The following is an 11,050-nucleotide window of genomic DNA, read 5'->3' as shown; positions in this document are numbered from 1 at the left end:
GCGGCCTCCTCCTGCCCCGGGAGTTCCGCGTCTTCCTCCCCGGGGACGGCGAGGAAGACGCCGGTGCGCGGGCCGGAGGCCGCCGCCAGGACGACTCCGGCGTCCTCCAGCGCCTCCCACCAGGTCTCCGCCCCGGCCGGCCCGTGCGGCAGGGCATCGGTCCGGGCGGGGTCCGACGGGTCTCCGGTGGCCTCCGCGAGGAATTCCGCGTCGAACGCCCCGCCCGTGCCGGTGTCCTCCGGCGGGCGGTGTGCCGACCCGATCGCCACGATCACCTCGTGTGCGCCGTTCCCGGATTCCTCCGGCCTCGCAACAGACTCGCGCATCATGTGTGCTCCATCGACCCGTTGAACTACTGCTGGTGTGCTGGTTCCGCAGCGCCTTCGGGCGTGCGGGCATGCCGGGGAGAGCCCCCGTACCGTTCCCCTGCGTGCCGACCGGCGTCCGCCGCCGGTCTACGAGGCGGTGACGTCCTGCCGGATCACGCGCTCGATGTTCCGTTCGGCCAGGGCGGTGATGGTGACGAACGGGTTCACGCCGATGGAGCCGGGGATGAGCGAACCGTCGGTCACGTAGAGGTTCTTGTAGCCGTTCACCCGGCCGTAGTCGTCGGTGGCCTTGCCCAGGACGCAGCCGCCGAGCGGGTGGTAGGTGAAGTCGTCGGAGAAGGCCTTCAGCTGCTTGCCGAAGAGGTCGTAGCGGTACATCGTCGTGTTCGCCTTGTTGATGCGGTCGAACAGCGACTTCGCGGCGTTGACGGCGGGGGTGTTCTGGTCGCGGGTCCAGCGCAGGGCCGCCCGGTCGGTGGCCGCGTCGTAGGCGAAGGTCCCGCGCTCGGGGTTCTTGGTGATCGCCAGGTAGAGGCTGACCCAGGTCTCCAGGCCCGCGGGCATGGGGGCGATCTCGGCGAAGACGGGGTTCTGGGGGTTGTCCCAGTCGTCGATGCCCAGGGCGGGGATGGAGGACTGGTTGGCGCCGGTGGGGTTCCACACGTGGTTGGCGCGGGCGGTCATGATGTTGCCGTTCGGGCCCCAGCCGGCACCGATCTCCGAGCTGAGGTTCGGCAGGGTGCCGGTCTCGCGGGCGCGCAGCAGCAGTTCGGTGGAGCCGAGGCTGCCGGCGCCGAGGAACAGGTGGCGGCAGGAGATCTCCTTGGTGGCCAGCAGCCGGCCGTCCGCGTCCCGCTGCTCGACGGTCAGCAGGTAGGTGCCGTCCTTCTGCTGCCGGATGGTCTTGGCCTGGTGCAGGGTCTCGATGGTGACCTTGCCGGTGCCCAGGGCGGCGGCCAGGTAGGTCTTGTCCAGGCTCTGCTTGCCGTGGTTGTTGCCGTAGATGACCTCGCCGGCCAGTGCGGACTTGGGGACCTCACCGGCCGCCTCGCGCCGCATGTGGTCGAAGTCGTAGACGTTGGGGACGTGTACGGTGCCCAGTCCGGCCTTCTGGGCCTGGTCGCGCGAGACCCGGGCGAACTTGTACCACTCGGTGCTCTCGAACCAGCCGTCGTCGATGTGGTTGACGCGGAGCATGGAGTTCGCGCGCGGGAAGTAGCGGGTGTACATCTCGGTGGAGTCGACGCGCGGCAGCACCTCCTCGAAGTACGAGCGCTTCGGGGCCACCGCCATACCGCCGTTGACCAGGGAGCCGCCGCCGACGCCGCGGCCCACGTACACGGACATCTGGTCGAAGTTGACCCGGTCCAGGACACCGGCGTACGGGTCGATGTCACGGTTGGCCAGGTCCAGCCAGAGGAAGCTGCCGAGGGGGGCCTCGGTACGGTTCTTGAACCAGGTGGAGCGCTTGTCGGGCTTGAGCATGCCGGCGAAGACGTTGCCGTCGGGGCCCGGCTGGTTCCACAGCTGGCCCATTTCGAGCATGACCGTGCGGATGCCGGCCTCGCCCAGGCGCAGGGCGGAGACGGCGGCGCCGTAGCCGGTGCCGATGACGACGGCGGGGACGAACGCGGCGTCGTCGGCGCGGTCGGCGGCCAGGGCCCGGGGGGCGCCGATGGTGGTGCTGCCCGCGAGGGCCGCCGCGCCGAGGGCCGTCAGTCCGAGCATGCGGCGGCGTGACAGGTGCTGTTCCACGGTAGGTTCCTGACTTTCGGGAGGAAAGGGACGAGCGGGGGCGTGGGGCGCCTCGCGCGGAGGGCGCGGAAGGGCGCCCCGGACCGGGACGCCGGGGGACGCGGGCCTGCGGGAGGGGCGCGGCACGTCCTGCGCGGGGCCCCTCCCGCAGGGCGCGGGAGGTCTGCGGGGAGGCGTCAGCCAGCGGTGTGCAGGGTGATCGCCGAGCAGGGGCACTGGTCGGCGGCCTCGCGCACGGCGGCGTGCGCGGCGGCGGGCGGGCCGGGGTCGAGCAGGACCACGAGGCCCTCGTCACACTGGTCGAAGACCTCGGGGGCGATCAGGGCGCACATGCCGGCGCCGCAGCACAGCCGCCGGCTGACCCCGACCCGCAGCGGGCCGTCCGTCACCAGGCGACGGGCAGCGCGTACACGCCGTAGACCTGCATGTCGTGGCGGAGCCGGATCTCCTCGGGCGGGCAGGCCAGGCGCAGGTGCGGGAAGCGCTCCAGCAGGGCGGTGAAGCCGACCCGCAGTTCGATGCGGGCCAGCTGCTGGCCGAGGCACTGGTGGATGCCGTGGCCGAAGCCGAGGTGGCCGGCGGCGCGCCGGGTCACGTCGAAGGACTCCGGGTCGGGGAAGCGTTCGGGGTCGCGGTTGGCGGCGGCGAGGGAGACCATCACGACCTCCCCCTCCTTGATGAGGGTGCCCTCGATCTCCACGTCCTCCAGGGCGGCCCGGGTGGGGCCGTGGTGGACGATGCTCAGGTAGCGCAGGCTCTCCTCGACGGCGCCCTCGATCAGGGAGGGGTCGGCGCGCAGTGCGGCCAGCTGCTCGGGGTGTTCGAGCAGGGCGAAGGTGCCGAGGGCGAGCTGGTTGGCGGTGGTCTCGTGGCCGGCGACCAGCAACAGGAAGGCGATCGAGGTGAGTTCCTCGTCGGTGAGGTCGGGGTCGGCGGTGATCAGTCCGCTGAGGATGTCGTCGGCGGGTTCGGTGCGCTTGAGGCGCACCAGGCCGCCCAGGTAGGCCCCCAGCTCCAGGAAGGCGGCGGTGACGTCCTCGGTGGACTCGCCGAAGCTGCTCCAGACGTGGGTGTGGTGCTGGAAGGTGGCGCGGTCCGCGTAGGGCACGCCCAGCAGTTCGCAGATGACGAGGGAGGGGATGGGCAGCGCGAAGTGCTCGAAGAGGTCGGAGGGGGAGCCGAGACGTTCCATCTCGTCGAGCCGCTCCGCGGTGACCTTCTCGATCCATTCGGTGAGCAGGCGCATGCGGCGGACGGTGAACTGCCCGACGAGCAGCTTGCGGTAGCGCTGGTGCTCGGGGTCGTCGTGCTGGATGAACATGCCGGGGGGTGCCGCCGGGGCCTCGTCCAGGGTCGCGGCGCGCGGGACCGGCGGGTGCTTGAGCTCACCGCGGGCGCTGAAGCGGGCGTCGGCGAGGACGGCCCGGGCGGCGGAATAGCCCGTGACGAGCCATCCGAGATGGCCGTCGGCGAATTCCATGCGCGTCAGCGGTTCGGTCCGGCGCAGTGACCGGGTCTCCGGGGGCGGGTTGAAGTATCCGTCCCGGACAGTGGAAAAGGTCACCGGTAAACCCTGGCTCATATATGCCCTTCCATGGCTGGCCGTATTGCTGCCGAATCCCTCGGAAACGCGGCCGCAACACGGCGTCGACGCGTTCTTCACACGGCGTTCTGAAATTCGGACTCCGTCGTCCGCGCAGTTCGATCAGCGCCATGACGAAGGTATGGAGATGCGGTAAAAGGTGTCAACGAAATCAATCCCCCCGCGCGCTAACCCTGTGGGCGCGGGCCGGGGGGTACGGTTACGGGCGGTACCGAGAGGCTTCGGTTCGGTACGGTACGCACCCCCCGGCCGGACCCGGCCCTCCCCCGGCTACGGACGGGAGTCGGGGCACTCCTCGGACAGCAGCCGTGCCATCGGGGCGAGTTCGGCACGGCCGTCGATGCGCAGCTTGCGGTAGGCCTGGGTGAGGTGCTTCTCGACCGCCCGGGCGCTGACCTCCAGCCGTTCGGCGATGGCCCGGTTGGAGGTGCCGCAGGCGGCCAGTCCGGCGACGCGGCGTTCGGTGCGGGTCAGCGCGGCGACCGCGTCCGCGCCCTGGGAACCCGCGATGGTGTGCAGTGCCCTGCCCGCCCGGTCGGCGATCCAGGGCGCCCCGCACGTCAGCCCCTGTTCCCGGGCCCGGGTCAGCCGGTGCTCGGCCTCGGCCTCCCGGCCGGCGGTCAGCAGCCGTCTGCCCAGGAGCAGGGAGGTGCGGGCCTGTTCGAGGACGTGCGCGGTCCGTTCCAGGGTGGCCGCGGACTCGCGCAGCAGGACCAGGCCCCGTTCGCCGCCGGTGATCGCGCCCCGGCCGCGCTGGGCTCGGCCGATGGCCACCGGGCTGCCCCAGCTGACGGCGCGCGCGTACTCCTCGTCCATGAGGTCGTGGGCCTGGCCGGGCCGGCCCATCCGGAAGTGGAGTGCGGAGACCCAGGAACGCCAGGGGGCGACGGCGGGGTTGTGCCAGTGGGCGCGTTCGGCCGCACGGCCCCAGTCGAGGTAGCAGCCCAGGGCGGTGGGCAGGTCGTGGCGCAGGGCGGCGGCCGAGCCGCGGATGAGCAGCCGCAGGGAGGGCAGGTGGCCGTGGGCGGAGTCCGGCGGTGAGCCGGACAGCAGCCGCTCGCACAGGGTGGTGTCCCGGGCTTCCAGGGCGGCCAGGACGACGGCGGCCAGGGTGCGGAGGGTGGCCCAGTCGGTGGCGTCCAGGTCGAGCGCCTCGGCGGCGTGGGCGCGGGCCCGCGCCAGGTCGCCGCGGGCCAGCGCGAGGTGGGCGAGCTCGACGGCGATCAGGGCGTGCGGGACGGTGGCGTGGTCGCGGCGGGCCCGGTCATAGGCGGTGTGCAGCCAGGGGCCGATGGTGCCGAGGGAGTCGGCGGCGACCAGGACGTCGGTCAGCAGGGGCAGGGCGGTGTGGACGTGGTCCGGGGTGGCCGGCTCGTGCTGGAGCAGCCGTTCGGCGAGGGGCACGGCCTCGGCGGCGGTGACCTGCTGGGCCAGGACGGCCCCGTGCAGCAGGACGGTGACCCGTTCGCGGTCCGCGGCGCTGTCCAGGCAGGGGACGGGGCCCAGGGCGCGCAGCCGGTCCGCGGAGGAGGCCAGTTCGGCCGGGCCGGCCACGGCGGCGTGCCGCAGCCGGGCCTCCAGCCGCAGGGCGCTGCGGCGGGCGGCGCCGGTCAGGCCCGCCGCGTCCCCCAGGGCGGTGGCCGTCCTGGCGACGGTGTCGAGGGTGGAGGGCGGGCAGTCGTCGAGGAGGAACGGCGGGATCCGGCCCGCCACCCGGGCGCGCCGGGCCGGGTCCGGCAGGAGGAGCAGGGCCTGGGTGAAGTGGCGCAGCGCCGCCCTGGGGGCGAAGTCGCGTTCGATGACGGCGAGTTCGACGAGGAGCTCGGCGCGGGCGGCTCCGTCGGGCGGGCTGATGAGCAGGGCGCGGCGCAGGTAGCGGGCGGCGGCCTCCGGGTCCGTGCGGCGCAGGGCGGCGGTCGCCGCGGCCCGCAGGACCTCCTGCGCCCAGGGCTCCTCGCAGGAGGAGACGGCGAGCAGTTGCGCGGCGGCCCGTTCGGCGGGGTGGCCGCCCTGGTGCAGCAGCAGAGCGGCGCGCAGGCGCACGGCCTCGGCTTCGGCGGGGGCCATCGCCTCCTCCACGGCATCGGCGACGACCGGGTGGACGAACCGGGGCACGGGCCCCTCCGCCAGCAGACCGAGCCGCCGCAGCACCCGAACCGCCTCGGCCCGCCCGGTGACATCAAGCCCGGCAAGCCGCCCGGCGGGGTCCTCCCCATCGGCCGCGGCGCCGGCGGTGTATCCGGCGTCTCCGGCGTGCCCGGGGTACCCGGTGTACCCGGCCTGCCCGGCCTGCCCGGTGTCCGCGGCGTACCCGGCGCCCCCGGCGTCCGCGGTGTGCCCGGCATCTCCGGCGTACCCGGTATCCGCGGCGTACCCGGAATCCGCGGCGTACCCGGAATCCGCGGCGTGCCCGACCTGCACGGCGTACCCGGCCTGCCCGGCGTGGCCGGTGTCCGCGGCGTGCACCGCGTTCGCGGCCTGTCCGGTGTGTTCAGCGGGCGCGGTGTCCTTCGTGGCCCCGGCAGCCGCCGCTTCCGCGGTGTCTCCGGTGCCCCCTGCGTCCGCGGCGGTGCCGGTGGGCTCGCCGAGGATGGCGAGGGCCGCCGCGAACCGCCACACCGGCGGTCGCTGGCCGCGCAGGACCACCGCGAGGCGTTCGCGCAGGCCGTCGGGCCGGATCCCGCGGAGGACGCGCGCGTCGGGCCACGGGCCCCCGGGGGCCCGTGGTCCGGCGGCGGTCAGGGCGTCGAGGGTGGCCGTGAGCAGCAGCGGGTGTCCGCCGGTCGCCTCGTGGCAGGCGCGGGCGCAGGCCTGGTCCACGGGCCGGCCGAGGCGGGCGCCGACGAGGTCGGCGGTGGCCCCGGGGGACAGCGGGCGCAGCCGCAGGACGGCGGCCGCGCGACCGGTGAGGTGGTGCAGGCGGGGCTCGTCCTCGCCGGGGTCCCCTTCGCGCAGGGCGGCGACCAGGGTGACGCGCAGCCGGGGCAGCCGTCCGGCCAGCCGTGCGAGCCAGCGCAGCGAGGGGGTGTCGGCCCACTGGAGGTCGTCCACCAGCAGGAGCAGCGGTTTGCGGTCGGCGTGTTCGGCGACCAGGGCGAGCAGCGCGGCGTCCCGTCCGGAGCCGGCGGGCGGATCGGCGGGGTCCCCGGGCGGGGTGAGGGCGCCCCCGGCGGCGGACAGCAGCGGGGTCAGCAGCTGGCTGAGCACCCCGAAGCCGAAGGCCTGTTCGTGCGGGGCTCCGCTGGCGGTGAGGACGCGGATACCGCGGCGTTCGGCGAGCTCCGGCAGGGCCCTCAGCAGGGCGGTCTTGCCCATGCCGATGCCCCCGGTCACCACCGTCAGCGACCCGCCTCCCGCTCCGCGGCCCGTGGCGTCCAACGCCGCCGTGACCAGGTCGAGTTCCTGCTGCCGGTGGAGCAGGGGATTCATGTCGGTTCCTCCGTCGCTGTTCGTTCGAGTGCTGCGGCCAGCTGGGGGCGCCCTCGGATGCCGAGCTTCCGGTAGGCCTTCGTCAGGTGCTGTTCCACGGTGCGGGGGGTGACGGCCAGTTCCCCGGCGATGGCCCGGTTGGGCAGGCCTCCGGCGGCGAGCGCCGCGACCCGGTACTCGGCGCCGGTCAGGGGGACGGCTGCTCCACCGGCGGCCGGCGCCACGTGTCCCGCGCCGTCCGGGGTGCCCTGCGGTCCGCGGTGTTCCGGCCCGCGCTGCCACCGGTCCCGCGGCAGGTCCTGCCGTACGTCCCCTCGCGCGGCGCACCCCGTCTCCGGTGCCGGGTGCACGGCCGCGGCCGGTCCCGGGGCCGGTGCGTCCCGGGCCGGTACGGGGCCGGCCGCGGACCGGTCGTCGCCCAGCAGGGAGTCGACGGTGAGAGGGCCCGAGAACGGGGCCGTGCCGAGCGCCACCAGCGCCTGCCGGTACTGCCAGCCGGCCGCACGCCCCCGGGCCGCCGCCGCTCCGGTCGGGGCGGCTCCGCCGGGGCCCGGGGCCAGCGCCGTGGCCAGCGCGACGGGGGAACCCCACAGCAGGGCCCGGCGGCGTTCCTCGGCGAGCAGCCGCACCGCCAGGGGGTCCTCGGGATCACGGGTCCGCGCGGCGGCCGAACGCCAGGGCAGCAGGGCGGGGTTGGCCGCCTGCCGGGCCAGCAGCCGGCGCCCGCACTCCAGCAGGTCGGCGAGGGCCCGGTCGCGTTCCCCGGCCGCGAGCCGGACCCGCCCGCGCGCGTAGAGGAGGTAGGCCCAGGCCAGACCGCTCTCGGCGACGGGCGGCAGCCGGGTCTCCAGGATCCGCGCGGCGGCGTCCGCGTCCCCCCGGCGCAGGTCCAGGAGGGCGCGCAGGGCGAGGGGGCCGGGCGCCATGAGGGGGTGCCAGCAGTGGGCCGGCATGACCTCCTCGCACCGGTCCAGGGCCTCCGAGGCGGCGGAGTCCCGCCCGCCCCACAGCTCGGCGATGCAGGTGACGAACAGGGCCGCGCCGGCCACCGGGCGGGCGTCCCGCTGTCCGGCGCAGACCAGGATCCCGTCGAGCGCGCTCCGGGCCTCCTCCGTGTCCCCGCTCAGGACGAGCGCGTGCGCCGCGGCCGCCCGGACGACCGGCGGCACGTGCGCGCGGACCTCGGGGGCCAGGGCTGCCCGGGCGAGCCCCCGGGCGCGGGTGATGTCCAGGCCCCGCTGCGCGGTCCGCCAGGAGGCCACGGCGGCCTCGGCGGCCTGCTCCGGCCGGGTGGGCCAGGAGTCGGGCAGCGGCGGCCCGTAGCCGTCCTCGGGGTCGGGGCGGCCGTGCTCGGCCATCCAGTGCAGGGCCCGCAGCCCGGAGTGCTCGGCGCTGCCCGGCTCCGCCTCGGCGACGGCGCGGGCGATCCGGGCGGCCGGGGTGAGGATGTCGCCGCGGGCCACGAGGAGTTCCGCCGCGCGCAGCCGGGCCTCGACCGTGCCGGGGTCGGCGGGAGCGGATCCGGCCCCGTCCGCCGAAGGGTCCAGGGCGCGGTACAGGTGCCGGCTCGCGGCCTCGGGCTCGGTGGGGAGCGCGGCGGTGCCCAGCTCGGTCAGCAGCCGGACCCGCAGGGCTTCCGGCACCGGCTCGCGCAGGGCCCGTTCCAGCAGCCGGGCGGCCTGGGCGTGCCGGCCGGCCGCCCGGTGCTCGGCGGCCCGGCGGCGCAGGGCCGCGACGGCCCAGGGGGCGCCGATCGGACCGGCGCCGAGCAGCATCCGGGCCACGGCGCGGTCGGGCAGGGCGGCCCGGTGGGCCCATGCGGCGGCCCGGGCGTGAAGTTCCTCCCGCTGTTCGGTGCCGAGGTCGGCCAGGACGGCCCGCGCGGCGGCTTCGCTGCGCAGGGCGGGGCGGGGTCCGTCGGCGAGCAGGCCGGTGCCGGAGAGCAGGGTCAGGGCCCGGGCGGTGCCCGGGGTGTTGGGGCCGGCGGCCAGCGCGTCGATCAGGCCGGGGGTGCAGTCGGGCCCGGCGACGGCGATCGCGCGCAGGACGCCGAGGAGTTCCGCGGGCAGCAGGGGAAGGGTGCGCACGGTGCGCTCCCTGACGGCTTCCGCCGTGCTCTCCGCGAGGTGGCCGAGGTGGCCGGTCCGCGGGGTCCAGCCGTGCCGTACGAACCGGGCGACGACCGAACGCAGCAGGGCGGGGTTGCCGTCGAGGCACCGGGCGGCCTCGTGCACGAAGGCCGCGTCGACGACGTCGGGCCAGGTGGCGGCGAGGACCCGGCGGACGGCTTCGGCGGGCAGCGGGGGCAGGTCCAGCGCGTGGCGGGCCACCGAGCGCCCGTCGGCCAGCGGGCAGGGCTCGATCCGGTCGTACGGATCCGGCCGGGCGGCGCTGTTGCGGGAGGTGAGCAGCATCAGCGGCACCCCGGCCAGCCGTCGGGCCAGTGCCTGGAGCCAGCGCAGCGACGGGGGGTCGGCCCACTGGGTGTCGTCGACGACGAGCAGCAGGGGGTGGCTGCGGGCGGCGGCCAGGAAGGCGGCGCACAGCTCGGCGGGGGCGCGCGTCGGTCCGTCGCCGGGGCGGGCGGGGCCGGGCGGGAGGACCCGGACGACGGCGGGGCCGGGGGCGGGGGCGCGCGGGGTCGCGGGGAGCAGCTGGGTGTGGAGCTGGGCGGCGATCCCGTGGGGCAGGCAGGTCTCCTCGGGCGAGGCCGCCGCCATGGCGACCCGGACCCCGGCTTCCGCGGCGAGGGCCGCCGCGTGGTCCAGCAGGGCGCTGCGTCCGATGCCGGGCGGTCCGTGGACCTCGACGAGCGCGGGCCGGCCCCGCCGCAGGTCGGCCAGCAGGCCGCGCAGCAGCCGGTCTTCGGTGTCCCGCCCGATGGGCGCCGCCGGGCCGCCGGTGTCGGGAGGCGGGCCCGCCGGGGGGCCTGCCGGGGCGGTCGTCGTCCGTGGCATGGCTGTCCGTCCTCCTGGGGGTCGTGTGGATGGGGCTCCCCCGCCGGCCGTCCGGCGGTTCCCCCGGTCGAGCGGAAGGCCGGGTGCGGGCGACCCCGCCCCGCATGCCGCGGGCCTGCCGGAGCCGTTCCTCGCTCCTGGCCAGGGCCTGTCCTCCCGCTCCCCTCGTCGCCGGAGGACGGCCCAGCACGCACAGCGGGAAAGCGGCGACAGACCCTAGGGCGCGGCCGGGCGGACGGCGGGCCGGGGGCGGGAGCCGAGGCCGCGCGGCAGGTCGCCGCGGCCGCGGACGCCGAGCTTGCGGTAGACGTTGGTCAGGTGCATCTCCACCGTGCGCGGGGTGATGAACAGCGCCTCCGCGATCTTCTTGTTGCTGTGGCCGCGCTGGGCCAGGGTGGCGATCCGGCGCTCGCTGGGCGTCAGGGAGTCCACGGGGGCGACGGCCAGCTGCGGCATCCGGCCGCCCGCGGTCACCAGCGTGTCGCGGGCGGTGGCGGTCAGCGCGTGGGATCCGCAGCGGGTGGCGAGTTCGATGGCCTGGCGCAGGTGGCCGCGCGCGGCCCGGGCGTCCCCGAGGGCGAGGAGCTCCCGGCCCAGTTGGTATTCGGCCCTGGCCAGTTCCAGCCGGGCCGGCGAACCGGCGAGGGTCTCCACGGCCTCGGCCAGCAGCTCCGTACGGGCCCGGCCGCCGACGACCGAGGCCGCCGCGACCAGACCCAGCCCCAGGGCGCGCGGGGTGCCCCAGCTCCGGGTCCGTTCCAGGGCGGCCTCCACCAGCCCGGCGGCCTCGGCGCCCCGGCCCAGCCGGCCCAGCGTGGTCGCGGTCGGCAGCCACCAGGGGGCCAGGACCGGGTTGGCGATGCCCGCCTCCTCCTGGCTGCGGGCCTACTACATGGCCGGCCAGCGTCTGGGCCGCCCTGTGGGCTTCACTCTCGCCGAGCTGGCCGCGCAGCGCGAGCCGATTGCGAGTCCCTCGC

General features: G+C 76.1%; 7 protein-coding genes. All 7 read right to left on the bottom strand.

The window, feature by feature from the left end:
• Positions 1 to 326, bottom strand: a 326-nt coding sequence (locus AB0F18_RS36210; RefSeq protein WP_362068804.1) for a hypothetical protein, incomplete at its 3' end; no start/stop codon positions are given.
• A gap of 129 nt (positions 327 to 455) precedes the next feature.
• A complete protein-coding gene (locus tag AB0F18_RS36205) occupies positions 456 to 2,057 on the bottom strand; it encodes a GMC oxidoreductase (protein ID WP_362068810.1) in 1,602 nt (533 codons plus the stop codon).
• A 203-nt stretch (positions 2,058 to 2,260) separates the two neighbouring features.
• Positions 2,261 to 2,458: a ferredoxin gene (locus AB0F18_RS36200; protein WP_362068807.1), complete on the bottom strand. Its 198-nt coding sequence runs from the start codon at positions 2,456 to 2,458 to the stop codon at positions 2,261 to 2,263.
• A gap of 11 nt (positions 2,459 to 2,469) precedes the next feature.
• Positions 2,470 to 3,648 carry a cytochrome P450 gene (locus AB0F18_RS36195; protein ID WP_362068801.1) on the bottom strand — a complete coding sequence of 393 codons (1,179 nt, stop codon included), beginning with the start codon at positions 3,646 to 3,648 and terminating at the stop codon, positions 2,470 to 2,472.
• A 309-nt stretch (positions 3,649 to 3,957) separates the two neighbouring features.
• Complete coding sequence (locus AB0F18_RS36190) at positions 3,958 to 7,116, bottom strand: AAA family ATPase (protein WP_362068798.1); 3,159 nt, start codon at positions 7,114 to 7,116, stop codon at positions 3,958 to 3,960.
• Complete coding sequence (locus AB0F18_RS36185) at positions 7,113 to 10,073, bottom strand: AAA family ATPase (protein ID WP_362068795.1); 2,961 nt, start codon at positions 10,071 to 10,073, stop codon at positions 7,113 to 7,115. Before AB0F18_RS36185 ends, AB0F18_RS36190 begins: the two co-directional genes overlap by 4 nt.
• A gap of 216 nt (positions 10,074 to 10,289) precedes the next feature.
• Complete coding sequence (locus tag AB0F18_RS36180; protein ID WP_362068792.1) at positions 10,290 to 10,847, bottom strand: LuxR C-terminal-related transcriptional regulator; 558 nt, start codon at positions 10,845 to 10,847, stop codon at positions 10,290 to 10,292.
• Positions 10,848 to 11,050 lie beyond the last annotated feature (203 nt).

Source organism: Streptomyces sp. NPDC029216, from assembly GCF_040648015.1.
Classification (GTDB): domain Bacteria; phylum Actinomycetota; class Actinomycetes; order Streptomycetales; family Streptomycetaceae; genus Streptomyces.
This window is presented reverse-complemented; position numbering and strand designations above follow the sequence as displayed.

Coding starts and splice junctions, on each gene's coding strand:
- AB0F18_RS36205 (WP_362068810.1), bottom strand. CDS start 2,057: ATGCTCGGACTGACGGCCCTCGGCGCGGCGGCCCTCGCGGGCAGCACC.
- AB0F18_RS36190 (WP_362068798.1), bottom strand. CDS start 7,116: ATGAATCCCCTGCTCCACCGGCAGCAGGAACTCGACCTGGTCACGGCG.
- AB0F18_RS36185 (WP_362068795.1), bottom strand. CDS start 10,073: ATGCCACGGACGACGACCGCCCCGGCAGGCCCCCCGGCGGGCCCGCCT.